Origin of the sequence: Trichocoleus sp. FACHB-6 (assembly GCF_014695815.1) — a bacterium.
Taxonomy (GTDB): domain Bacteria; phylum Cyanobacteriota; class Cyanobacteriia; order Cyanobacteriales; family FACHB-T130; genus Funiculus; species Funiculus sociatus.
In genome coordinates, this window is sequence record NZ_JACJOY010000029.1 from 37136 (window position 1) to 61613 (window position 24478).

22 protein-coding genes are annotated in these 24478 nt (G+C 42.3%); 12 read left to right on the forward strand and 10 right to left on the reverse strand.

Features of this window, described 5'->3' with window-relative positions:
• Positions 1-16 precede the first annotated feature (16 nt).
• From H6F66_RS06245 to H6F66_RS06285, 9 genes are all read left to right on the forward strand, one after another.
• Positions 17-733 (forward strand): class I SAM-dependent methyltransferase, encoded by a 717-nt coding sequence (locus H6F66_RS06245; protein WP_190419327.1) that lies wholly within the window; start codon positions 17-19, stop codon positions 731-733.
• On the forward strand, positions 730-1884 hold the full coding sequence (locus H6F66_RS06250) for a glycosyltransferase family 4 protein (RefSeq protein ID WP_190419329.1): 1155 nt from the start codon (positions 730-732) through the stop codon (positions 1882-1884). Before H6F66_RS06245 ends, H6F66_RS06250 begins: the two co-directional genes overlap by 4 nt.
• Before the next feature lie 9 nt (positions 1885-1893).
• The gene (locus tag H6F66_RS06255) at positions 1894-3360 is read left to right on the forward strand and encodes an oligosaccharide flippase family protein (protein WP_190419331.1); all 1467 of its coding nucleotides are present in this window, start codon (positions 1894-1896) and stop codon (positions 3358-3360) included.
• Between the two features lie 119 nt (positions 3361-3479).
• Positions 3480-5018: a hypothetical protein gene (locus H6F66_RS06260; RefSeq protein WP_190419333.1), complete on the forward strand. Its 1539-nt coding sequence runs from the start codon at positions 3480-3482 to the stop codon at positions 5016-5018.
• Positions 5015-6190 (forward strand): glycosyltransferase, encoded by a 1176-nt coding sequence (locus H6F66_RS29220; RefSeq protein WP_190419335.1) that lies wholly within the window; start codon positions 5015-5017, stop codon positions 6188-6190. The genes H6F66_RS06260 and H6F66_RS29220 overlap by 4 nt, the downstream gene beginning before the upstream one ends.
• A gap of 11 nt (positions 6191-6201) precedes the next feature.
• The gene (locus H6F66_RS06270) at positions 6202-7305 is read left to right on the forward strand and encodes a radical SAM protein (RefSeq protein WP_190419337.1); all 1104 of its coding nucleotides are present in this window, start codon (positions 6202-6204) and stop codon (positions 7303-7305) included.
• Positions 7271-8158: an FkbM family methyltransferase gene (locus tag H6F66_RS06275; RefSeq protein WP_206755771.1), complete on the forward strand. Its 888-nt coding sequence runs from the start codon at positions 7271-7273 to the stop codon at positions 8156-8158. Before H6F66_RS06270 ends, H6F66_RS06275 begins: the two co-directional genes overlap by 35 nt.
• Positions 8159-8269: 111 nt before the next feature.
• On the forward strand, positions 8270-9118 hold the full coding sequence (locus H6F66_RS06280; protein ID WP_190419341.1) for a glycosyltransferase family 2 protein: 849 nt from the start codon (positions 8270-8272) through the stop codon (positions 9116-9118).
• Positions 9119-9133: 15 nt separating this feature from the next.
• A complete protein-coding gene (locus H6F66_RS06285) occupies positions 9134-9742 on the forward strand; it encodes a YdcF family protein (protein WP_190419344.1) in 609 nt (202 codons plus the stop codon).
• On the opposite strand, the gene H6F66_RS06290 is transcribed toward H6F66_RS06285, so the two are convergent.
• Together H6F66_RS06290 and H6F66_RS06295 are read right to left on the reverse strand one after the other, a co-directional pair.
• Positions 9709-11298 carry a hypothetical protein gene (locus H6F66_RS06290; RefSeq protein WP_190419346.1) on the reverse strand — a complete coding sequence of 530 codons (1590 nt, stop codon included), beginning with the start codon at positions 11296-11298 and terminating at the stop codon, positions 9709-9711. The two genes, H6F66_RS06285 and H6F66_RS06290, sit on opposite strands and share 34 nt — an antisense overlap.
• Positions 11299-11651: 353 nt before the next feature.
• Entirely contained in the window at positions 11652-13946 is a 2295-nt protein-coding gene (locus tag H6F66_RS06295) for a polysaccharide biosynthesis tyrosine autokinase (RefSeq protein ID WP_190419348.1), read from the reverse strand.
• Between the two features lie 445 nt (positions 13947-14391).
• On the opposite strand from H6F66_RS06295, the gene H6F66_RS06300 reads away from it, so the two are divergent.
• Positions 14392-15822 carry a glycosyltransferase family 4 protein gene (locus H6F66_RS06300; protein WP_190419350.1) on the forward strand — a complete coding sequence of 477 codons (1431 nt, stop codon included), beginning with the start codon at positions 14392-14394 and terminating at the stop codon, positions 15820-15822.
• Here H6F66_RS06300 and H6F66_RS06305 read toward each other — a convergent pair.
• Positions 15803-16264, reverse strand: a complete 462-nt coding sequence (locus H6F66_RS06305; RefSeq protein WP_190419351.1) for a TspO/MBR family protein — start codon at positions 16262-16264, stop codon at positions 15803-15805. The two genes, H6F66_RS06300 and H6F66_RS06305, sit on opposite strands and share 20 nt — an antisense overlap.
• Positions 16265-16536: 272 nt before the next feature.
• Between H6F66_RS06305 and H6F66_RS06310 the strand changes: the two genes are divergently transcribed.
• Positions 16537-16842, forward strand: coding sequence for a hypothetical protein (locus H6F66_RS06310; protein ID WP_190419353.1), 306 nt, complete (start codon positions 16537-16539; stop codon positions 16840-16842).
• Complete coding sequence (locus H6F66_RS06315) at positions 16814-16978, forward strand: hypothetical protein (protein WP_190419355.1); 165 nt, start codon at positions 16814-16816, stop codon at positions 16976-16978. The genes H6F66_RS06310 and H6F66_RS06315 overlap by 29 nt, the downstream gene beginning before the upstream one ends.
• 275 nt (positions 16979-17253) lie before the next feature.
• On the opposite strand, the gene H6F66_RS06320 is transcribed toward H6F66_RS06315, so the two are convergent.
• The 7 genes from H6F66_RS06320 to sufB form a co-directional block, all read right to left on the reverse strand.
• The gene (locus tag H6F66_RS06320; protein WP_190419357.1) at positions 17254-17820 is read right to left on the reverse strand and encodes a hypothetical protein; all 567 of its coding nucleotides are present in this window, start codon (positions 17818-17820) and stop codon (positions 17254-17256) included.
• 2 nt (positions 17821-17822) lie between these two features.
• Positions 17823-18200: a mCpol domain-containing protein gene (locus H6F66_RS06325; protein ID WP_190419359.1), complete on the reverse strand. Its 378-nt coding sequence runs from the start codon at positions 18198-18200 to the stop codon at positions 17823-17825.
• 107 nt (positions 18201-18307) lie between these two features.
• Positions 18308-18955: a Uma2 family endonuclease gene (locus H6F66_RS06330; protein ID WP_190419362.1), complete on the reverse strand. Its 648-nt coding sequence runs from the start codon at positions 18953-18955 to the stop codon at positions 18308-18310.
• Between the two features lie 298 nt (positions 18956-19253).
• A complete protein-coding gene (locus tag H6F66_RS06335) occupies positions 19254-20516 on the reverse strand; it encodes a SufS family cysteine desulfurase (RefSeq protein ID WP_190419364.1) in 1263 nt (420 codons plus the stop codon).
• 112 nt (positions 20517-20628) lie between these two features.
• Positions 20629-22017 (reverse strand): Fe-S cluster assembly protein SufD, encoded by a 1389-nt coding sequence (sufD, locus tag H6F66_RS06340; protein ID WP_190419366.1) that lies wholly within the window; start codon positions 22015-22017, stop codon positions 20629-20631.
• Positions 22014-22805, reverse strand: coding sequence for a Fe-S cluster assembly ATPase SufC (gene sufC, locus H6F66_RS06345; RefSeq protein ID WP_190412100.1), 792 nt, complete (start codon positions 22803-22805; stop codon positions 22014-22016). The genes sufD and sufC overlap by 4 nt, the downstream gene beginning before the upstream one ends.
• 174 nt (positions 22806-22979) lie before the next feature.
• Positions 22980-24419 (reverse strand): Fe-S cluster assembly protein SufB, encoded by a 1440-nt coding sequence (gene sufB, locus H6F66_RS06350; RefSeq protein WP_190419368.1) that lies wholly within the window; start codon positions 24417-24419, stop codon positions 22980-22982.
• Positions 24420-24478: the final 59 nt, after the last annotated feature.

The window sequence follows — 24478 nt, forward strand, 5'->3', positions numbered from 1 at the left end:
TACAAAGATTATTATTATGGATGCTCAGGAATTACAAAGGCAATACTATCAAAATATTGCTTCTGATTATGAGAAAATACACTTCCAAGAGGAAGATGAACATCTTATTGCCTGCAAGTTTATTAGCTCGTTTTGCTCTGAATTAGAAGTAACTAGCGTTTTGGATACTGGCTGTGGTACAGGGAGAAATGTTGTTTATCTGAAATCTTATTTTCCACAAGCGAAAGTGATGGGTAATGATGTTTCTGCTGATTTATTGCAAGTGGCTACTGATAAACATTGTATACCGCCGGAAGATTTAGTTTGTTGTAGCAGCTATAAACTACCATTTGCTGATAACTCATTTGATATCGTGACAGAGTTTGCTATGCTACACCACGTCGCCGAGCCAGATTGTGTTGTGGCGGAAATGTTACGGGTAGCGCGTAAAGGGATTTTTATCAGCGATAGCAATCGTTTTGGACAAGGTAGTTTGTTGTCTCGCTTACTCAAGTTAATACTGTATAAAACAGGACTTTGGTGGCTGTTTCGGTGGGTAGCAAATGGAGGAAAAAGATGGAATTATTCAGAAGGAGATGGAGTCTACTATTCCTATAGTGTTTTTGATAATTTAAGACAGGTAGAAACAGCCTGTTCAAATGTTTTTGCTATACCTACACGAGCAAGCTATGGTTCAGCAGTATCGCCATTGCTTTTTGCTCCTCAAATATTACTTTGTGGCTTTAAGCAATGAAAGTCACTATCTCTGTATTTGGGCGTTTTCATGCATTTAACTTGGCGCAGCAATTGCAGCAAAAGCAATGTCTAAAGGCGCTAATTTCTACCTATCCAACTTTTATAATTAACAGGTATGGTATTGAGCATGAGCTAATTCGTTCTATCTGGCATCTAGAAGTATTAATTCGGGCTTGGCGGCGAGTACCTATCTGGCTAAGGGGTACTAATAATCTGCCATTTTTATTCCGCGATCGCTTTGATAGAGCTGCCCAAGATTATATATCATCTGGTTCTGATGTATTTGTAGGATGGTCAAGTTTGTGTCTTTACTCTTTACGCAAAGCGAAGGAATTAGGAGCCTTAACTGTAGTCGATCACGGTAGTAGTCACAGGCAGTACCAAACGCAAATTCTGCAAGAAGAATATGAACGCTGGGGACTAAATTTTAATCTTCCCTATGCCGAGATGTACGAGCGTGAGTTACAAGAATACGCGGAGGCAGATCGGATTGCAGTTCCTAGCTTATTTTCCAAGCGCACATTTGTAGAGCGAGGCATATCCGAAAAAAAGCTAATTTATGTTCCTTACGGTACTTCATTGACAGAGTTTTATCCAGTGCCAAAGCTAGATAAGATATTTCGAGTAATACACTGCGGTGGGATTATACTGCGTAAAGGCGTGCAGTATTTGGTGAAAGCTTTTTGTGAATTGAAGTTACCAGATGCAGAGTTGTGGCTGGTGGGTTCGTTGGCTCCAGAAATGAAGCCAATTTTAGCTAAGTATGAGAACGAGCGCATTATCCTCAAAGGCAAATATCCTCAAAGTCAATTACACTGGTTTTACTCTCAATGCTCCGTGTTTTGTTTGGCTTCAATTGAAGATGGATTTGGGATGGTGATTGCTCAAGCGATGGCTTGTGGTTTGCCTGTAATTCATACGACTAATACAGGCGGTGAGGATATAGTTAGAGATGGTGTAGATGGTTTTTGCATACCGATTCGGGATGTAGAAGCGCTCAAGGAGAAAATTTTGTTTTTTTATGAAAATCCCGCTGGGCGATCGCATATGGGTGATAATGCCTTAAAACAAGCCCGAAACTCTTTATCTTGGAATGACTACGGTGAAAAAATGATTGCTGCTTACTCTACTGCCTTGGCTGCAAAATAGGTAAGGTTCTTGTCAAGCGTTACTAAATTCCTCAAAGGAGGTTTACTCCTCAGTGTTGCCAGCATAGTAATGCGCCTATCGGGTGTGCTGGTGCTAGTTCCGATAGCTCGACTGCTGGGGCCTAAACATCTAGGAATCTACAGCTTGGTGTTCTCTCTAGTCCAAAGCGGCAATATATTAGGACGCTTGGGAATTGATGCCGCTATGCACCGCAATGGAGCCCACCTCTACAGCACCGATCCAGTTGCGACTGGACGTCTGCTTGGGGTGGGTAGCACCTTGATTGGACTGAGTTTTGCAGCTTTAACGACAGGGGTCTGGATAGGACGCGAACCTTTGGCAACATACTGGCTAGGGAATCCAGAGGCAGCAGCATGGTTTAGTTATGCTGCCGTTAATCTGTTTATAGAAGGAATTAGTTGTGTAGCGATGACTGGGCTGTTGAGTCTCCACAACTTTAAAGCCCATTCGCTAGCAACATCTACTGGCAGTTTGGGGCGATTGCTGTTGTCACCGTTGTTGGCATGGTGCTATGGTTTATCGGGTGCATTTCTGGGGCTAATCGTAGCATCTTTGTTGCAAGCCGGAGTCGCATTTGTCTACTTTCGCCGCAGTACCCAGCGACATCATATTTTGCTGAGGTTAGAGGGGTTCTGGCAAGAAAGTTATCAGATTATGCAATTTGGCATTCCCTTCTATGCTGGAAACGCTTTAATTGGGTTAGTATTTCTGCCGATGATGGGGGAAGTCGGGCGAGTAGCGGGATTGGAAACCCTGGGGCAGATCAGGATCGGACAGTCTCTGAGCCAAATCGTGAGCTTTTTGCCGGGAGCGATCGCCCCTGTTGCCATCTCCGTTCTTTCGGAAGCCTACAGCAGTGAAGGAGAAGATTTTCAACGGTTGCGTTCAATTCATTTGCGGAGTAGCTGGATACTTGCTTTGTCGCTAGTTACGTTCTTGAGTGTCACGAGTGCAAGCGTAATTAACCTGTTGTTTGGTAGTGCCTATGAAGCTGCTTTACCGCTCGTAATCGGTTTGAGTTGGTGGGCAGCACTGACTGTAGTTGTAGAAAGCTTTAATCTTTATAGCCTGAGTGCCGGTCACACGAGAGCGATCGCTGTAGGAGCATTACTCCAAAAAATCGTCTTCATCAGCCTCACATTTTGGTTGCTACCGCAGTGGAAAGGCATGGCTTTTATTTTTGGTTTGCTCTTAGGTAGTATCCTACAACTAATTGTGATGGTTACTACCCTGTGGTCACAACTCGAAGCACCATTAAAGCAGCAAATTGGTATGCTGTGCTTGTGGAGTCTAGCTAGTGTTGGATCAACTTATGAGGTGGAACAGTTTAATTTACCAATTTTGGTTAGCTGGTTAGTGGCATTGTTGCTATCGTTGACAATTGCCGGTTTAGGTACCTGGTCAATTTTTAGCTCAAACGAAAAGCAACAGGTGTGGGGTAGAGTTTGTAAATAAGCGATGCTCAAGCCAACCAGAAGTCTATAATTTTGCATTGAACGAAACAGCCAAATCCTATTGGTGCTTGGTTTGCCATAAAGCTAGTTGCAATTTAGTTTAAACTCAAGCGATTTTATATGCCACTTCAATCCTCTCGCTCACCTCTACTTTCTCGGCAGGCAAAAAAATATCATCTATTGATATTGCCGTTTGTATTGGTAGCAATAACTCTGCTCTGTATAGTTTTCTTTCCTAGCTCTATTCCCAGTGGCGATCGCTGGTTAATTTTTGCCGATGGGCTGGGAATATGTATTCTCTGTAGTTGGGCTTTTCTGCGTTCTCCTCTGCAATCAATAGATATTTTTAAACCCCAATTACTTTATAGAGCAATCATTTTTGTTTATTATGGCTTGCCTACGATTTTATTTGCATCTAGTGGAAGTTATGGACCAGACAAAAAATTTACTCTAATATTTGTTAGAAATGCAGAAATAGCTAAATATACTGCAACTTACCTATTTTTATTTACCCTGGTAACTTTAGTTGCGTTTGATATAGGAGTAAAAATCAGCCAAAAAAGTTTGGGGAAGATAGGGTGGCCTTTAAATATTTCTTCTTCTTACTTTAAATGGTTGTTTTCTCTATACCTATTACTAGTAATTCCTATTCGTTCCTTTCAAGTATTTAGTGGGGCTTATATTTTTGAGACAGGTGTATTTAATAAAATTCCAGCTTGGTGGGCATTGCTTAATTATCCAGCGATTCTTATAACTTTTGTCGCCGAAATGTACTGCTTAATCCTAGCTTACGCACCTCGTTACCGTACCTTTGCTCGTCTTAGCATAGCAGTATTAATGTTTAGCGAACAGTATTTAGTTGCCTTTGTATCATCATCCAAGCAATCACTGCTTTTAGTAACCCTCAACCTATTATTAGTTTTACGGATAAGCCAAGCAATATCTTTCTTTCAAATCATTTTGCTGACGACCGGAACTGCTCTGGTATTTGCACCTTTAACATTAATTGTTCGCTATATGGATGTGCGTTACCTACGTTCACTAAATCTTTTTGATGCATTATCTTTTGTGGGAAAAACTATGGTTGATACTATTAAAAGCAACTATTTTTCTATAGGAGACTATTTGGCTTTGTCGATTACCTCTTTGTCTAAAAGAACAGATGGTTTCCGCACAGCTGCTCGCTCAATAGATATTGCGATGAATCACCTAGAACCAGCGGGAGGAGCAACAGTAATGGCTGGTTTTTATAATTTAGTTCCTTCCTTTCTTTGGCCTGAAAGAAACGAACTTACTAGAAATGTAGTTCATTTTACTACTGTATTTTTTGATAGGACAGGTGAAGATGCACACATAGGAATTGCCATCAGTCAAGCTGCCGAATGGTACTATAACTTTGGATATTATGGGGGATTAATTGCCTGTGCAGTTTTTGCTCTGTCTATAGGTTTTATACTAGGAGCAATATATGGCTCTCCCGAGGAAGGCAAAAAGAATAATTTGTTCTTCTTCGGCTTGGTCATCTATTTACCAATTGCTACGCAGTTTCTATTTCTCGATCTCCCATTATTTACAAGTTTGGCAAATGGTATTCGGTATACAATTATAGGCGCTATCTTTTACTTTTTACTTTCCATAACTCAGAAAAAAACACAGTGAAAGTTCTCCACGTTATACCTTCAATTGCTCCCGTGCATGGTGGAGCAAGTCGGGCAATTTTAGAAATGACAAAAGCCTTACAAGAGCAAGGTGTAAAGGCTGAGATTGTTACGACTAACGACAATGGCTCCGATTTGCTGGATGTCCCATTGCAGAAGTGTATAGAATACGAGCAAGTTCCTGTTTGGTTTTTTCCTCGCTTTTCGCCACCCATTGCTTCAGTGCGAGGCTTCGTTTTTTCCAGTCAACTAACAACTTGGCTGTGGCGACATATAGCTGAGTACAATATTATACACGTCTATGGAATGTTTTCTTATGTATCTACGTTAGCGATGGCGATCGCACGAATAAAAAACATTCCTTATATTATACGGCCGCAGGGACAACTCGGTGAATGGGCTTTACAACAAAGGACGTTCAAAAAACAAATTTATATAACATTAATTCAACGTGCTAATTTAAACTGTAGCCGAGCTGTTCACTTCACATCTGAACAAGAGCAAGAAGAAACTTCTAAACTAAATTTTAAGTCAGCCAGTTTTGTTTTACGAAATGGCTTATTTACACCTCCTCCAATACCGGAAGCTGGTTATAAATTGCGGCAACTGCTGAAGGTTCCGGAAGATGAACCAGTCATCTTATTTTTATCTCGCTTGCATCCGAAAAAAGGTTTGGATTATCTAATTCCTGCATTGGGAAAAGTGGCAAATCGTCGCTTTACTTTCGTAGTAGCGGGGAGTGGTTCTCCTGAGTACGAGGATACAATTGATACCCTTTTAGTTTCGGCGGGAATTCGCGATCGCACTTATCGCGCTGGCTTCGTGTCTGGTGAAATGAAAGACTTGTTGCTGCAAGGCGCGGATTTATTTGCGCTGACTTCCTACTCAGAAAACTTTGGCATTGCGGTTTTAGAAGCAATGGCGGCGGGGAAGCCAGTTCTCGCAACCTCTGGCGTTGCTCTCGCTTCTGTAGTAAAACAGTATCAACTTGGTTATGTAGCACAACTGGATGTGGAAGCGATCGCGCAGTTTGTGCAAGATTTCCTTAATTCCCCTCAACAAGCTAAAGAAATGGGCGATCGCGCTCGTAAATTGATTGCCGAGCAGTATACTTGGGAGCGTATCGCTACGAAAATGGTTGAGATTTATACTGACATTCTTATACCTAAATAACAGCTAAATTTATGAAAATAAATCCCTTTAATCCAATTCACTTAAGAAAAATATCAAAAATTATCAATTATAAAATTGATGAATTTATCGGTCATTTTTATGATTTAGAAAAAACTCTGTCACAGCTTGACACCCGCCCTCCATCCTTAAACTTTGAACTCACAAATATCTGTAATGCTAAATGCGTTTTTTGTGGGTATCAGTACCAAGAAAGGGCTAAATCAATTATGTCAGAGCAAGTCTTTAATAAAGCACTTGCGGATTATATTGATCTAGGAGGGGGTGATATTTTCCTCACGCCTATTGTGGGAGATTCCCTACTAGATCCCAACTTCCTAAACCGAGTATATACATTTAGAAAAGAGCCAAAAATTAGGGATATTCGCCTGATTACCAACGGAATTTTACTAGATAGATTTGGCATAGAAGAAGTAGTGCGAAGCGGCATCAATGGGATTTTCATTAGTACCGCTGGCTTTCAAGAGGAAATGTATCAACGGGTATATCGTAATAATAGTTATCAGCGAATGCGAGACAACGTTCTAGCTTTGCTGGAGACTCGTGAAAGACTAGGGATACCACTAGATATTACCATCGGACTCAGAAGCGATCGCCCTTTAGTAGAAGTAATGAAAGATCCCGACTTTCAACCTATCTTAAAGTATAAACCGGAAATTGACTTTACCTGGTCTTTCTACGATTTTGGCGGCAAAATCAAAGAATCCGACTTGCTTGGCACTATGAAAATGCGGCAAGTTGCGGCCGACAAAAAAACACAACCGTGCAAAAATCTGTATGACGGCCCTATAGTTTTGCCTGAAGGCGTGGTGATGGCTTGCTACTGTGCCGCTGCGATGGATGCTATTGAAGATTTAAGTATTGGTAACATTATGAATGAATCTTTAAGAGAAATTTGGACAGGATACCAACGCCAGAAATTAATTGACCAGTTTGAAAAAGATGGCAATCTTAATCCCACCTGTTCTGCTTGCACAGCTTACCGAAATTTAGATTTTTATCGCAGTTCCAAAGGAAGACGGTTTGGTTCTGAAAATGAAGCCAGAGTCAAAGGAGAAAAAATTGACTCTAGTTATCACGAACGTCTTCATTATTGATTACAGTTGTAGGGAGATTAGGGTTTTGAAAATACTTTATCTAAGTCCAATTCGTTCTTGGCTGCGTCATCTAGGTTTAACAAAGTTGCTCGTTTTGCCGCGAACTATCAAAAGCCAGTTGCGTAATGCTGAATATCAAAGAAAACAGCCAGAAAAAGTAGAAGTTAAAGTAGGAGAATATACAGCAAATTTGCTGGTTGCTGATATCATAGAATATTCTCGCGTCCTCTCATTTCAGGAGGATTATCGCATTATCGAAACCCTGTTAAACCGCGTTCTCAGTGGAGATTCTTACTGGGATATAGGCGCTAATATCGGCTTGTATAGCGTACTTTTAGCAAAAGCTGTGGGTGAAAGTGGGAGAGTTTTTGCCTTTGAACCAGAGGAAAGAGCTGGCAATAGATTGCAGCAAAATGTAACTGTTAATAATCTATCAAATGTGCGAATTTTTCCGATAGCATTAGGACGCGATCGCGCTCGTCTAAAATTAAGCGTTTCTCAGCACGCCAGTTCCGGTACCCATAGTCTTGTCATCCCTGAAAATGAAGTTAGCACAACTACAACCGTAGATGTAGATGTAATTCCTGGCGATGAACTTCGCAAACAAGAACAAATTAATGTACCCACAGCTATTAAAGTAGATGTGGAGGGTGCAGAAGAGGAAGTTTTAGCGGGATTAAATGAAACTTTACGGCATCCAGATTGTAAAACTGTAGTTTGTGAAATTCATTTTTCTGTGCTGGAATCGCGGGGAATGCCTGAAGCTCCCGCTAGAATTGAACGTTATCTTCAAGAATGTGGGTTTACTCGTACATTTTGGTTAGATTATTCTCATCTGGTTGCTTACAAATGAATTAAATTCTCTCCAGTTTCTCGTTCCCTAGCGTAAGCCCGGAGAATGCCTGGAAAGATAATAAAATTCTATTTTTTTCTGTTTTCATCTACCAATTCAGTAACCAGGGTAATGTTGCTTTCGTTAATTGTTCTCACGAAAAATGAACAGGCAAATCTACCACATTGTTTAGCTAGTTTAGAAAAGCTGGGTGCAGAAGTTTTTGTGGTTGATTCTGGAAGTAGCGATCGCACAGTGGAAATCGCTAAACAATTAGGTTGTCAAGTCTTCGAGCATCCTTTCGAGAATCATGCAGCTCAAATCAACTGGGCTTTACAGAATCTACCCATCAAAACTCCCTGGATTATGCGCCTTGATGCTGATGAGCGCCTAACACCAGAATTAGTTGAAGAATTAAAACAAATTTTACCTTATACAGATGAGAAAATAACCGGATATCAAGTAAAACGCCGCGTGTTTTTCATGGGGCGCTGGATACGTCATGGCGGTTATTATCCGACTTGGTTGCTGCGAATTTGGCGCACAGATTTTGGCGTTTGCGAACAGCGGTGGATGGATGAACATATTGTTCTTAAACAGGGGAAAATTGCTAAATTTCAGCACGATATCATTGACGAAAACAAAAAAGGCTTGAGCTTCTGGATAGACAAGCACAACCGCTATGCAGATCGGGAAGTGAAAGATATGGTGAGTTTGGTAGCAGAAAAAGAAGACGATTTGTTAAAAAGCAGTCAATATTCTCAAGCTATTGGGCGGCGCTGGATCAAGAAAAACCTCTACACGCGATCGCCACTTTTCTTGCGTGCCTTCCTCTACTTTCTAATGCGCTACATTATTGGCTTAGGTTTTCTAGACGGTTTGGAAGGTTTGATCTTTCATTTTTTACAAGGTTTTTGGTATCGCTTCCTAGTCGATGCCAAAATTTATGAGTTACAAAAAAAAGAAGTGTCCAGTGGCTAAATCTTGAGTATATTGATGAATATTTTTCATCACAAGCGCAAAAAATACCGTTTTTTGTGTTTAGCAATCTCTACCTTCATCGTACTGCTAATTGGGATTATTCCGGTGCGAATAGCGATCGCTTTCTCTCAAACACCCATACCTCAAGCTATCTTTACCCTCGGCGGCGGGCCAAATCGAGAAAAATTCACTGCTCAATTTGCCCAAAACCATCCTACACTGGAAATCTGGGTGAGTTCCGGCACTCGTCCAGATATAGCTAGCAAGATTTTTCGAGAAGCCGGAATTTCCGATGAGCGCATAAATCTCGACCGCCGTGCAGTTGATACTGTAACTAACTTTACCTCTTTAGTTGCTGACTTCAAAAGTCGAAATATTCAACACGTTTATCTGGTTACTTCCGATTTTCATATGCGTCGCGCCATTGCGATCGCTACCATCGTTTTTGGTAGTCAAGGTATTGCGTTTACCCCTGTCTCTATTCCCACCAAAAATCCCCCCGAAACTTGGTTGCACATCCTCCGGGATTTTGGTCGTGCTATTCTTTGGCTGTTTACAGGTCGCACTGGTGCTAGCGCGAGAACTTTAATTCATTTATTGGCAAGCGATCGCTCTCTAGTATAAACATTCCATCCATGCAATTCGTCAACAATAATTTGCTGCGAAAATTCAGGTACATACTTCAACGTATCTTTATCCTGTGCGGTTTTTGGAAAAGCTATTAACTTAATTTGAGCAGGAATATAACGCCGAAAATGTTCCTCGTTTACTTTAAATCCAGCTCGTTCTCTATCCAACAATCCAAACGCGAAATGATAAAGCTTCCCCTCTGCCATCAGAGTTGATAATGGGTTCCAGGGAAAATAACCTTCTCCTGGGTGTTTTTTTGAATAATTATATGCTACTTCTTGGGGATTATTTAATAAATTACTAAATTGATAATCAAGATTTTTAATACTAAAAGATTTAGTGAAGATAAATGCTGTGCATAGTGCTGCAACTAATAATTTTGAAAATTGTTGCAACTTTTTAGTATCTGCACCTACAACTGACTTCAGTAACATCAAGCTACTAGCAGCACAGAGAAAGTAAGTTGTAAGGCTATAAGCATTAACATCTCCCCCTAACTTAGCTCTATTTAGCACCGAAAGCGGCATCATGTATAAGCTGACCATCAGTAACATTGACCAGCGATTATCACTTAAGTAACGTTTAATATCACTAAAATTGTTTATTTGAAATATTTTTTGTTTGTAGGTTAAGAATAATATTATAGCTCCAGGTAATATCCACTCCTTTATTAGTCCAAACCCCGATCTTGATATAGCAACTATAATATTTTCTTTCCAAGGATATTTTTTAGGGATTGTAATTATATTGAATAATAAAGGCTCTGGTTGAAAAATAACCAAGAATATTGTTGCTAACAATGCCCCAAAAACACCTAGATAAATAACATAAAGTTTGAAATTATGGCGACCATCAACAAGCAAAATATAAGTTGCCAAGGCAAATGGAAGCGGGACAACAGTCTGTTTTGTGCCAACTGCTAAAACTGCCAATAGAGAAGATAGCAGCAAACTTACATTACTATTTTTGGGCTGGCGATAGTAGAGAACGGCACAAGCCGCAGCGCTAAGACCTAGTGCAGGCGCATCTGCATGGACTGTAAAAGCTGAGTAACTCAAGGATGGCAATGCGAAGGTAAAAAAACAAAAAATAATAAAACAGCAAAGCGAGTAAACTAAACTTTTAGGATTTTTAATATTTTCGCCCAGATGTAGCCAAAGTATAGGCAAGAAGAAAAAACAACTACTAATAAATACTGCTGAAATAACTGCCCAAGTTGGAGAATTTGCGAGGGTAGCAGGTAAGTAGGCAAAGGCTGTTAAAGGATTATATACCGTACTTAGTACAGGGCCATTGTCGGCTTCATAATATAATTTGTATCCGTGAATTATTGCAAAGCTTGGGGTGAGACGGCTAGCATTCCAATCCCAAAAAGGCTGTGACAGTATGGAGTTGAGAATTAAGCCCCCAAGTATGGTGAATAATATTGGAGTAAAAGCTGCAACACATCTATCTAGCAATTTCCAATTAGATAATCGTTTGAAAATCCATAATCCAAAAGCTATGGAAATGACAATAAAGCTAGTAAGTATGAAAATTACTAAGTTCATATTTTAAAAGCCTACAGGTCTTGATAGTGGGCGAAGTATCGCCCAGATGCAGGTAGAGTGCGCCTATATCATACCGTTTCAGCAATAAATTGTAAAAAATTGAATTAGTTAGAGTTAAAAGTCTAAAACTTGTGTAGGTTGGGCCCTTGGAACCTCACCCAACCTACAGATGGAACGGGAAAATTAGTATATCCTCGTTTTTAACCTAAAACTAGGAACGCTGTTTGGGAGTCTCTGCCTCCCCCATAGGGTAGAAATTCCAAAGGCTATATGTTAGCTAAGCGCCGCTTCGCTAACAAAAAAATATTCCCAGTCAGAGACTGGGAACCAGAAATAAACACAATGAATTAGTATCAGCTATTGTTCACAGGCTGCTGTTTCCCAGGAACTTTAGTGTAGTAACGGTGATAGTAATCATAGGAGCTAGTCGTATAGCCTTTAACTCCATTCGCTACCAAACCCAAAACAGGAGCATGAGAAGTTTTTAATCCATCTAAAACTTGCCTTAGCACCGCTCGGTCTGTGCGACCCAATCCCACAACCAGGACAATACCATCGGTATGAGGAGATAAAAGTTTGGTGTCTGCAAGTCCTAAAAGTGGTGGTGTATCGTAAATAACCAGGTCAAAAGCTTCTTCAAAACGCTGGATTAAATTCTGCATTTTTTTGGATGAAAGCAGCCTGGTGGGGTCTGGGGGAATTTGACCAGCAGTTAACACAAAGAGATTGTCTTCTAAGGGCGATCGCTGGATAATATCATCCACATTCATGTCTGTGGAAATGACATGGCTGAGTCCCCAGACATTAGGCAAATCCGTCAATTTATGAACTTGCGGTAGCCTGAGATCCGCATCCACCAGTAAAACCCGCTGACCCATAGCAGCTGCGGCTTGCGCCAAGTGCGTTGAAAGAGTTGATTTTCCTTCTGCCGGAACCGAGGAACTAATAACTAGCGATCTCAGTGGCTTATCCGGGCTGAGAAAATAAATATTCGCATGAAGAGAGCGGAAGGCTTCCAAAAACGGGGAAGCATTGTAGTGTGCCAGTTGTCCCTTCACGACTGACGACTGACCACTAACAACTGACTGCTGACTATTAGCGAGTTGTTTATTGAAAGGAATTAGTCCCAAAATCGGTAATCCAGTGCTATCTTTCAACTCATCGGGAGAGTGAAACACGTTGTCCAATTTTTCGATTAACAACGCCGCTCCCATTCCTGCTAGTAACCCAGCCACCGCACCTAGCAAAATACTGCGTGGCGCATTAGGTGAAATCGGTTCTTGAGGCTGTTTAGGTTCAGAAAGCTTTTGCCAAGGAAGATTTTTTCGCGCCGCCTCAATCTGTAGGGTTTCCCGGACACCGAGAAAGCGGTTCAAGCTTTCTGTTGCGACCTGTAGCTCTCGCTGTAAATCTGTGTAATAACGAGCAGTGACAGCTAGTTGTTTGAGCTGTTGACTCATCTGATTTTCGGCAAGAGCGATCGCTTGCTGACGCCTTTCCAGCACCCGAATCTGATTAGCCGCCTCCACCATCTCCTTAGTTAGAGACAGGCGAATCGAATTTGGGGATGCACTCTCGGCATCTAAAACCACACCAGAAGAATTGCTTCCCAATACCGCCACCGCTTCTTGTCGTAACAAAGGCAGCAAATTTTCCCGCTGTTCCAGCAGTTTTTGAATGTTAGGGCTTTCTTGCGTGAACCGCGCTGACTCAGCAGCAATTTTACTTTCTACCTCAGAAAGTTGATTGAGTAACTGCTGATAGCGGGGTGCTTCCGAAAGCGCCGCCACCGCCAGCGCCTGATTCGGTTCTAACCCTAATTGTTTTTGCAAAGTTGAGTAAAGCGATCGCGTTTCGCCCAGTCTGCTTTGGGTTTCCTGTCGCTGCTGCACAATGCCGCTAACGCGATTAGTTAGCAGTTGCCCCTGAGTTTCCGGATCGATGAGGTTATATTTTTGGCGAAACTCCTGGAGTTTTTCCTGAAGTTTGTCTACTCGCTCATATTGTTTTTCTAGCTGCTTTTCAACAAATTTAATGCCTTGTTGCAGGCTATTTTGCTGTTGAGAGAGACTGTAGTCAACATAGCCATCAGCAACTTTTTCTAGAATAAATTGAATTTTTTGCGGGTCTGAATCCTGGTAACTGACTTCTAAAATTTTGGTTTCAGACAGCCGATTAATCGCCAGTTTTTGCACCAGCGTACTGTAATCAATCTCTGGATATCGCTCTTTAATTTTCTCAACGATTGGAGAAATTACTTGAGGACTCCATAAGACCTGAATTTGAGTAGCGTAATCTATGCGGGGAGCTTGAATGCTGACATTTTTGCCCAGACTTTGGTTCAATTCATCAAACTTATCTTCACCAGTTACAGAGCCTACCAACAGCTGAAACCTGCCTTCGTACTTGGGAGTGCGACTTAAAACCCAAGATACAGCTCCAGAAGTTACAGCGATCGCTACCCCCGTAATCACGATCGCCCGACGCCTGACAACAGCCAATAGCTGACGAAGATCCAGTTTATCTTCGTCAGCCTCGTTAAACCCAGTAGAACGGGGAAGGCCGCCGCCGTAGGGCGGTTTTATGGCGCTCCTCTGGTTCCCTGTACTTTGTGGCAGCAACGGCTGAAAATCTCCATCGGAACCCATAGCTTAAAAATGCCGAGTAAAGAATTCAGGAGTCAGGAGTGCCTAATGCCAGCCCAATTCCCCAATTGTGGCTCCCTTGTGGCTCCTGAATTCTAGATACAGCACTGTGCTAGCCTATCAGGATAAAATCCATGACTAGATTGCTGCGATTATATTTTAGGGATCAGCTGTAAAAAAGTGACGAAGTTACTCCCTTAGATGGGCGACACTGCTCACCCAGGAAGTCTCTAATCAGTCTTTACCAGATTATTCTGGATGCGATCCGGATAATTATAGGCAAATCTGTAGTTTTTTTAGTCCCTACACGGTTGGTAAATTTCAAAAATCAGAAAATTCTTTGTTATCAGTGGGTTTCACCTGTTTATCCAGCTACCGAATTTATCGGTAAACTCTACACGGTAGTAACATCAATTACACATTATCCCTACGAAGTCAGCGAGGCTGCATGAGCAACGGGAAGATTCCAAAACAGCATATTAGTAGGGGCGGGTTCCCAGAAACCCAGTCTTTGAAGCCAGAAGCGCTAAGTCCTTCTAACCTGCCCGTAAGACTGTCTATCATTACCCAATATTATCCGCCAGACTACGCAGCGACGGGGCAGCTGATTGAAGAACTAGCAGTTAACTTGGGTTCCTTAGGTTTGCCAGTGCAAATCTTTACCGGACAGCCGGGGTACGCCTTCCGAAAGCAAACGGCACCACCAATTGAGCGCTCGGAGCGACTTTTAGTTAAGCGATCGCGCACTGCTCGGATCTGGCCCCAGCGAATTCGCGGCAAAGCCGTCAATGGACTCTTATTCTGCCTGCGCTCCGGACTCCACCTGATAAAAACTGGCAGTCGCGGCGATATTTTGCTCCTCACCACAGCCCCGCCTTTCTTGCCAATTCTCGGCTACTTAGCTAACTTATGCTTTGATTTACCCTACGTTTGTCTCCTCTACGACCTATATCCCGATGTTGCTGTCGAACTCAATGTCGTTCCTGCCCAAAACCTATTAGTTCGATTTTGGAATTTTCTCAACAGTTGTGTTTGGAAAAATGCTAAAAGAATTATCGTCCTCAGCCCTTCAATGAAAGAGCGAGTAGTCGCCAAATGCCCAGAAGTTACTAATAAGATTTCCGTAATTCATAACTGGGCAGATCCAGGCTGGATTGTACCCATTGCCAAGCAAGATAATTGGTTCGCCCAAGAATTTAATCTAGTTGACACTTTCACCGTCCTCTACTCTGGTAACATGGGGCGCTGTCACGACATGGAGACAATTTTAGAAGCAGCTAGCCTGCTGGAAAATGAACCCATTCAGTTTGTTTTCATTGGCAACGGTGCCAAGCGCCAAACTTGCATCAATAAAATCAGCACTCTCGGCTTAAGCAATTGTCGCTTTTTGCCATACCAAAGCAAGCAGAATTTACCCTACTCCCTCACAGCTTGCGACTTATCCTTAGTCAGCATTAGCGCAGGCATGGAAGGATTAGTAGTACCCAGTAAGTTCTACGCCGCTTTAGCAGCTGGGCGTCCCATTGCTGTAATTAGCGAACAGCACTCCTATCTCCGCCAGTTGATGACTGAAGCTAATTGTGGTGCTGCCTTCAACAATGGGGATGCTAGTGGTCTAGCTAAGTTTATTCGTTGTTTAGCAACTTCCCCGCAATTGCAGACTCGGATGGGACAGGCTGGGCGTCAATATCTGGAGTCAAACTTTACCCCTGAGATTATTGCCCAGCAATACTCAAAAATCTTGCAAGAGGCAGTCAAGGAACCAATGGAACCACTCAGTTCACCTAGTTTTAAATGGCTGCGCCGATACAATTCATCTCACTTTGTCAAGAACAAGTCAGGAGGCGTTGTAAAAGTTTCTAAGCATCATCAGGATTGAGTTTAGCCAATACCCAAGTAGTGTAAGTTCCTATCGGACTCCAGAGTAAATAGGGAATTAACAACACAGATGCAACAGCCGAGATTTGTAATACAGTTAGTGCCAAAATAAAACTTAATATGAAACCAATTCCGCCTACGATGGTGCCGACTTTGAGACTGCGGAGCCTTAACATCAGAGGGTTGTAGGCAACTGTAACTAATTCTAGTAACACGTAGAAGCCCATTAGCCACCAATTTTTGGTGCGTTCCCAGACAACATAAGCTGACCAAGCACCACAAATAAAAACTACTATCCAAATCAAAGGAATAGCCGCCTCAAAAGTTAACCATCTCGGTCTTTGCAGCCGTTTGAACCACTTAACATCATTGGGCGTAATTAAGTTGCTCAAGCCAGCAACTAAAAAAGTTACGCCTCCAATCACCATCCAAGATTTAATCATGCCCCTACCCTTCGCAACACCAAACCTGCTAGCCATCTGTAGCGATTTTGTCAAGTTGAGAAGCTAATTGTAATCACCCGCTAGTCAGAATCTAAGCTTGCTGATGACTGTTGTCGCAGCTACACAAGGCCAATCTGCTGTTTTTGCTTCCTTTAGGGAGCATAGTTCCAACGCTACGGCTCTAGTGCATCCGCGCCGCTATGCTAAAGCGCTAGAACTACTTTTGACACAAGCCTTTGGGTGCTACAGTCAAAGTAGCTACAAAAAACACTATGACCGTCCAACTAGACCGAATTGAAATTCGCTTAGAGCGACTGGTAACAGTCATTGAGCAACAAGCTCAGACAGCTGAACGTCAAGCTCAGACAGCTGAACGTCAACAGCAGACCATTCAGCAGTTTGTCAATGTTTTGGCTGAACAAGCCAGAGCAATTACAGAACTTAGCCAAACTGCTAGGGAAGCTGTCTTGGCTTCACAGCGTGCGGCTCAAGCTGCTGAGGCGGCGGCGATTGTGGCTCAAAATAATCAAAATGCTATTCGTGACTTGATTGAAGAACTCGGACGAGGACGCGATTAGTGCGATCGCTTCTGTGATGTTGTGGTGGAGAATGCGCGATCTCTTAACTTATATTGTGGTGGAGAATGCGCGATCTCTTAACTTATATTGTGGTGGAGAATGCGATCCTTCTGTGATGTTGTGGTGGAGAATGTGATCGCTTAACTTATATTGTGGTGGAGAATGCAACTATTTCTGTCTATATTTCTTTTACTTAAGACGTAAAGGAAAAAATATCAGAAGAAATGATACATAAGTTAGTGCTACTCCAATCTTATCAATAACTTTAGTAATTATATGGTTCTCACCCAGTATAAAGTAAGCAGCAAGAGTTAAAAATACAAAAATCAATGAACTAATTATTGAGATAATTAAAGGAGTTGTCCTAATTAATATAGCATTTGTGCAATCTCTAAAAATAGGTGTTTCTACTTAATTAACATAATTGTATTGTTTGTCTTTCTGTAAAGCATGAATTAACATTATCCACGGATGAGTGTAGTCTTCTTTTATTTTTAATTCAAAAGTATATAAATTCTGAATATCTTCTACTAAACAGCACGCAAATATATCCCCTAAAAAAGTTTTTGATATTCCACTAACATCAAATATACTATTTTTGAATTGCTTTTTACAACTTGCAATATAAGACTTTATTTCTGTATAGTTGATAATCTTTGTTTCCCAACTAATATGATCTAACAAACATTGTTCATATTTGGTTTTCATTATTATAAGTTCAGTCTGCTGATAGATTTTATTTAAGTCTTCTGTCTCTCCTGCACGATCACCTGTATAAAACTTATAAATTACTTTGCTTAAATTATCTAGCAAATTAATTACGTTTTGCCTAAGCATATTCAGTGAAACATCGCTATCTGAAAAAGTAATTTTCACAAATACAATGCGATTTACTCCTTCATTTAAAATACAGTGTACACTTGAATTAAGATATTGATCTGGTCTATTACTGGTAACAAAAATATATAGATTTTTCAATTTTATACTCCAGATCCAACTATTCGACCCTTTCCAGAAACTTTAGCTTTTCTCAAGCATATTGATGCTACGACTGGAGTGTTGCCTATACCAAAAGACATTGTTTTTCCTGTTAATTGAAAAAATAAATCTGAGTAAAACTTTAGTTTATCTAAAACATGATTTTTCTTAGAAACTACAAAGCATATATCATCGCCCGCTACATATATTAAATTTGCTGCCATGTCTACTTGAGCGTCTTTAGCTATTCTTTCAATAGAACTTTTGACTTGAAAAGAGAAATTGCTTGCGTTATCTAAATCATTAGTAAGTAAATAAAAATCAATTACGTTACCTATATCGTCTCCATCGCCTATACATACTAATAAATCTTGAGACATATAAGCTAATTTATATAAAAAATTTTACGTTTAAAACTCTTATTTATTAGAATGGGCAATGCCACGCTAACAATCTAACTAAAGTAAAGTCACTGTATGCCATTTGACTAACTCGTTCTCATCATCACTATCTTATCTCTCAACCAAGCTCGAAATGATTTCAGCAAGGCAATTTCTCCGATGGTTTTACTTTGGTCAATGAATCTGCTTATTTCAGTTACCGATACTAGGGGAAAAGCAATGCTAAATTCGCAGTCGATATATTTTCCTTCTGTTAGCTGATAAAATTTTAAAACTCGCCCGTCATATCTCCAGAGTTCAGTGACACCCAGCGCTGAGTAGATATCAAACTTGTTAACTGAACTGCTGGTAATATCGATTTCAATAGCTAAGTCAGGCGGCGGATCGGTTTCTAAATTGAGTTTTTGCTTACCTCTTACCGCTAGTTCGTTTTGGATATAGTAGCAATTATCTGGTTCTATGCCGCAATTTGCTATTTGTCGTTTCAAAGTAGTAGAACCAGCACTCTTTATTTCAATTTCTAATTCTTCAGCTATGACTAATATTAAACGGTCAAATTGAATTTTGGGGTTTTCATGTTCAAAAAGCGGGGTCATAAGCTCTAAAGTGCTTCCGTTATAAGCAAACCGCCAGCCTCTATCTTCACCTGTTTCTCTCAACAAGGCTTCTAATGTTTCCCAGCTAATGTTGGGTAGTATGGTTCTTTGTTCGGCTGGAATAGAGGTGGTAATCATACTTTGAATTACTCAATTTTCTAGGATTACACTTGAAGGGGCGGTTGAAACCGCAGCTACACGAGACAAAACCTGCCTACACAGGTTTCAAAACTTTGAGTTTTTGTAAGTCCGCGCAGGCGGACTTAGTTTGTGTAGCCGCGAATTACATTCGCCAAGGCTTAAGGGCGGTTGAAACCGCAGCTACACGAGACTTAACTTGCCTAAGCAGGTTTCAAAACTTTGAGTTTTTGTAAGTCCGCGCAGGCGGACTTACTTTGTGTAGCCGCGAATTACATTCGCCAAGGCTTAAGTTGACTTAGCCAAAGATACTGCCAAAAAATTCGACAGCTTCTTTCAAAGATGCGATGAAAAGATCAATCTCTTCGCGGGTGTTGTAGAAATACAAACTGGCCCGTGCAGTAGATTGCACCTTCAAGTAGCGGTGTAGGGGTTGGGTGCAGTGGTGTCCGGCGCGGATGGCGATGCCAGCTTGATCTAAAATGGTGGATAAGTCGTGAGGGTGGACATCTCCAGCCGTGAACGCAGCGAGTGCAGCTCTACCTTCTCCTGTGCTGGTGGGTTGTGGCCCATAAGTTTTGATTTCTGGGATTTGCTGCAACTGTTGGAAGAGATAAGCGGTTAATTCAGCTTCGTAGGTATGGATGTTGTGCATACCAATGCCGCTGAGATAATCTACCGCTGCACCAAGCGCGATAGCTTCCCCAATTGATGGCGTTCCGGCTTCAAATTTGTGGGGCAAATCTGCATAGGTGGCATGGTCCAGAAACACATCGGCAATCATCTCCCCACCGCCTAAAAACGGAGGCATCGACCGCAATAAGTCTAGTTTGCCATAGAGGAAGCCAATCCCGGTTGGGGCGCACATTTTGTGACCGGAGGCGACTAGCCAATCGCAATCCATCGCTTGCACGTCTAGCACCATATGTGGTGCGCTTTGGCAAGCGTCAATTAAGACTTTTGCACCGTATTGGTGAGCAATTTCAATAATTTCTTCCACTGGATTTATACATCCCAAAGTGTTAGAAACGTGAACGGTGCTAACCAGTTTGGTTTTGTCGGAAATCAGAGATTTGAATTGTTCTAAGTCAAAAACTCCGTCTGGTGTCAGTTCCACAAACTTCAGGACTGCGCCAGTTTTTTGCGCTGTCAGTTGCCAAGGAATTAAGTTACTGTGGTGTTCCATCACCGACAGGATGATTTCGTCTCCCCGCTGCAAGTTGCTTAAACCCCAACTGTAAGCGACTAAATTAATCGCTTCGCTGGCGTTGCGGGTGTAGATAATTTCCTGGCGCGAGGCTGCATTTACAAAAGCAGCAACTTTGTCTCTAGCACCTTCATAAGCGTCTGTGGCTTTGGCGCTAAGGGTGTGAACGCCCCGGTGTACGTTTGAATTGTACTGCTCATAGTAATCCCGAATGGCGTTTAGCACCGCCAGAGGTTTTTGGGATGTGGCGGCGTTGTCTAGATAAACTAGGGGCTTGCCATTGACTTCTTGGTGCAGAATTGGAAAATCTGCACGGACTTTATCGGCGAGTGTTCTGTCTTTGGTAAGAGTCATTGGTAATTGGTAGTTAGTAATTGATAATTGGTAACTGGTAACTGGTAACTGGTAAAAGTTAGAAGTTATTTCTTCAAAATACTATTACCCATTACCTCTTACCTATTCCACACTATTCGACTGTTCTACAAGCAACACATCGAGAGAGGCTTGTTTGCAAAGAAGCGATGGGAATCTGGTTGATTATTTCAATAGCAAAAGCGTCAACTAACAAGTTGTTAGCACTCACTTTGTCTAAACCGCGACTTTGCAAGTAAAAAACTTCCTCATCATCCAACTGACTGACTGTTGCACCGTGAGTACATTTCACGTTATCGGCAATAATTTCCAGTTGGGGTTTAGTATCGACTCTCGCTTTGGGCGACAACAGCAAGTTCCGATTTAATTGTCCAGCATCCGTCAATTGTGCTGCTTTGGCAACAAAGACTTTACCGTTAAATACGGAATGAGCCTTGTCAGCCACGATACATTTTTGTAACTGGCGAGTGGTGCTGTGGGGATGGTTGAGAATAATGGCGCTGTGAGTATCGCCAATCTGTTCCCCAGAAATCATGGTTAAACCATTGAGAGTGGTTTCAGTTTGTTCGCCCAACTGATAAATTTCTAAGTTGTGGCGGGATATTTTGCCACCCAAACTCACTGCATTGCAAGTATAGCGGCTGTTGCGGGATTGCGCGATCGCACTCTTGCCAATATGAAACGCTGCACCACTATCTCGTTGAATCCGGTTGTGGCGAACTTCAGCATTTTCTTCTACCCAAATCTCTGTAACCGTATTGATTAAATACGGATGAGTTTTATCCGCACACCAGTCGCCGACCGGCAGATAATCTTCTATCAGAGTTACTTGAGAGTTAGATTCAGCGACAACCAAACAGCGTGGCTGAGAGAGAGTCGGGCGATCGCTAAAAGTAGATAGAAACAGCAAATGAATCGGTGTTTCTACTACCACATTCTTCGCTACCCACACTACAGCAGCATCAGTTAATCCTGCCGTATTTAAAGAGGTGAATACCTCATCAAAACCCTTTTGCTGGGCGAAATAATTATCGATCCGAGTGCGATAAGTTATTGGCAATTGGGCTAAATTTCCGACAAATATCCCATCTGGCAAATTGGCAACAGATGACAGCGCCGGTGCATAAACACCGTTAACGAAAACTAGACGACTTTCGGCTGCTTCTGCTAAAGTTAATCCTTCAATTGCTGACTGAGGTACATCGGCAGATTTTGCAGCTTGGAAAGACAACTTTAACAGAGGCGAAATGTCTGTGACACGCCACTCTTCATCCCGCGTTGTGGGAAACTTGAGATGAGGTAGCCAGGAAGCAGCTCGATCGCGTAATTCTTGCAACCAGCCAACCATCTCTGGATCGAGTACCTGTAATTCTTGACTACGAGACAAGTTTAACAACTCAATCAGCTTGGCATCTCGATTAGTCGCAGCAGACTTTAACCCAACTTCTTCTGGATTGGGGATAGAAGTTACTTGAATTGTCATTTTGCACCCACCTCAGCTGCTTCTTCTTCCCTTACCCACTCATAACCGCGAGATTCCAATTCCAACGCCAATTCTTTACCACCACTGGTAATAATTCTTCCGGCTTCCATGACGTGAACGAAATCTGGCACGATGTAATTCAGTAGCCGCTGATAGTGAGTAATCACCAGCATCGCATTCTCTGCATTTGCTAGCTGATTCACACCATCCGCCACAATCTTTAGCGCATCAATATCCAATCCTGAATCCGTTTCATCCAAAATTGCTAACTTTGGTTCTAGCAGTGCCATTTGCAGAATCTCGTTCCGCTTCTTCTCACCACCAGAAAAACCTTCATTCACACTGCGGCTAAGGAAAGCAGGATTCATCTTTACCACATCCAGCTTTTCATGCACCAACTCATCAAAATCAAAAGCATCCAATTCCTCTAATCCCTCAGCCTTGCGGCGGGAATTATAGGCAACTCTGAGGAAATCTACATTACTCACCCCAGGAATTTCCAAAGGATATTGAAACGCCAAAAATATCCCAGCTCTGGCACGTTCTTCTGCTTCCATTTCCAGAAGATTTTGCCCCCGGAAAATCACCTCGCCGCCCGTCACCTCATACGCCGGATGCCCAGCCAAAACTTTAGAAAAGGTGCTTTTGCCAGAACCATTTGGCCCCATAATGGCATGGATTTCTCCCGCCTTTACTTCTAGATTCAAGCCCTTAAGAATCGGAGTTTCATCAACATTTGCCGTGAGATCCCGAACTGATAGGATCACCTCACTATTTTCAATAATCATCTTTCCTCTCTTCTTCCTTTGTGCCCTTAGCGTCTTCGCGTTTCTTATTCTATTTCAGCCTAAAAGTAGGCAATGCCCGCCTTACCTTTTTGAGTAAAGAAATTCAACCGTAGATAAACACAGATAAACTCGAATGATTTATTGGCGTTTATCTGTGTTTATCTGTAGTTTCATTTATCCCACACTGCCTTCTAACTTCATGCTCAACAACCTATCAGCTTCTACAGCAAATTCCATCGGCAGCTGATTAAACACATCCTTACAGAAGCCACTAATCATCATCGAAATAGCATCTTCTGCGGAAATGCCCCGCTGCGAGAAAAAGAATAGCTGCTCTTCCCCAATTTTCGAGGTGGAAGCTTCATGCTCCACTTTTCCGGTGTTATTTTGCACCTGGATATAGGGGAAAGTATTCGCTTGGGCATTATCGCCAATTAGCATTGAGTCGCACTGAGAATAGTTTCTCGCACCCTTTGCCTTGGGACCAATTTTCACCAAACCGCGATAGCTATTTGACGACTTACCCGCCGAAATTCCCTTGGAAATAATCGTGCTGCGGGTGTTTTTGCCGATATGCACCATCTTGGTTCCGGTGTCGGCTTGCTGCATATGATTCGTGAGGGCAACGGAGTAAAATTCACCTACGGAATTATCGCCCACTAACACGCAGCTGGGGTATTTCCAGGTAATCGCGGAACCCGTTTCTACCTGCGTCCAAGAAATCTTAGAATTGACTCCCTGACACAGCCCGCGCTTGGTGACAAAGTTGTAAATACCACCTTTGCCGTTTTCGTCGCCGGGATACCAGTTTTGTACCGTGGAGTATTTAATTTCAGCGTTGTCGAGGGCAACCAGTTCCACCACAGCCGCGTGCAGCTGGTTGGTGTCAAACATCGGTGCGGTGCAGCCTTCCAGATATGACACGGAGCTGCCTTCTTCGGCAATAATTAGCGTGCGCTCAAACTGCCCCGTATCTCCGCTGTTGATGCGGAAGTAGGTGGAGAGTTCCATCGGGCATTTGGTGCCTTTGGGGATGTAGACGAAGGAACCATCGCTGAATACGGCTGAGTTGAGGGCGGCGAAGTAATTATCTGCTACTGGCACAACGCTGCCGAGGTACTTCTGCACCAGTTCGGGGTGTTCCCGCAAAGCTTCGGAAATAGAACAGAAGATCACGCCGTCTTTGGCTAGCTTCTCTTTAAATGTTGTGGCAACTGAAACACTATCAAAGATGGCATCTACGGCAACGTTAGACAACCGCTTTTGCTCTGAAAGCGAAATCCCTAGCTTCTCGTAGGCTTCTAACAAAGTTGGATCGACTTCATCTAGGCTACCCAGCTTTTTGGGCTTTTGCTTCGGCGCGGAGTAGTAGATGATGTCTTGGTAGTCAATAGCCGGATACTTGACATGAGGCCAAGTTGGCTCTGTCATCTTCAGCCATTGCCGATAGGCTTTGAGGCGAAACTCTAGCATGAACTCCGGTTCTTCTTTCTTGGCGGAGATCAGGCGAACAACGTCCTCACTAAGTCCGCGAGGAATGCTATCTGTTTCAATGTCAGTGACAAAGCCGTATTTATAGGGCTGATTGACTAAGGTTTTAACGCTAGCAGTCATTGATTAAGTGTTCTCTCGTGTTGTGGACAAACTCTGGTGGCTGGCAGGCGGGGGGCATG

Bases quoted from the DNA above. Each gene is read 5' to 3' on its own strand.
- H6F66_RS06245 (WP_190419327.1), top strand. From the start codon at position 17: ATGGATGCTCAGGAATTACAAAGGCAATACTATCAAAATATTGCTTCT.
- H6F66_RS06250 (WP_190419329.1), top strand. From the start codon at position 730: ATGAAAGTCACTATCTCTGTATTTGGGCGTTTTCATGCATTTAACTTG.
- H6F66_RS06260 (WP_190419333.1), top strand. From the start codon at position 3,480: ATGCCACTTCAATCCTCTCGCTCACCTCTACTTTCTCGGCAGGCAAAA.
- H6F66_RS06270 (WP_190419337.1), top strand. From the start codon at position 6,202: ATGAAAATAAATCCCTTTAATCCAATTCACTTAAGAAAAATATCAAAA.
- H6F66_RS06280 (WP_190419341.1), top strand. From the start codon at position 8,270: ATGTTGCTTTCGTTAATTGTTCTCACGAAAAATGAACAGGCAAATCTA.
- H6F66_RS06285 (WP_190419344.1), top strand. From the start codon at position 9,134: ATGAATATTTTTCATCACAAGCGCAAAAAATACCGTTTTTTGTGTTTA.
- H6F66_RS06290 (WP_190419346.1), bottom strand. From the start codon at position 11,298: ATGAACTTAGTAATTTTCATACTTACTAGCTTTATTGTCATTTCCATA.
- H6F66_RS06295 (WP_190419348.1), bottom strand. From the start codon at position 13,946: ATGGGTTCCGATGGAGATTTTCAGCCGTTGCTGCCACAAAGTACAGGG.
- H6F66_RS06300 (WP_190419350.1), top strand. From the start codon at position 14,392: ATGAGCAACGGGAAGATTCCAAAACAGCATATTAGTAGGGGCGGGTTC.
- H6F66_RS06305 (WP_190419351.1), bottom strand. From the start codon at position 16,264: ATGATTAAATCTTGGATGGTGATTGGAGGCGTAACTTTTTTAGTTGCT.
- H6F66_RS06310 (WP_190419353.1), top strand. From the start codon at position 16,537: ATGACCGTCCAACTAGACCGAATTGAAATTCGCTTAGAGCGACTGGTA.
- H6F66_RS06325 (WP_190419359.1), bottom strand. From the start codon at position 18,200: ATGTCTCAAGATTTATTAGTATGTATAGGCGATGGAGACGATATAGGT.
- H6F66_RS06330 (WP_190419362.1), bottom strand. From the start codon at position 18,955: ATGATTACCACCTCTATTCCAGCCGAACAAAGAACCATACTACCCAAC.
- H6F66_RS06335 (WP_190419364.1), bottom strand. From the start codon at position 20,516: ATGACTCTTACCAAAGACAGAACACTCGCCGATAAAGTCCGTGCAGAT.
- sufD (WP_190419366.1), bottom strand. From the start codon at position 22,017: ATGACAATTCAAGTAACTTCTATCCCCAATCCAGAAGAAGTTGGGTTA.
- sufC (WP_190412100.1), bottom strand. From the start codon at position 22,805: ATGATTATTGAAAATAGTGAGGTGATCCTATCAGTTCGGGATCTCACG.
- sufB (WP_190419368.1), bottom strand. From the start codon at position 24,419: ATGACTGCTAGCGTTAAAACCTTAGTCAATCAGCCCTATAAATACGGC.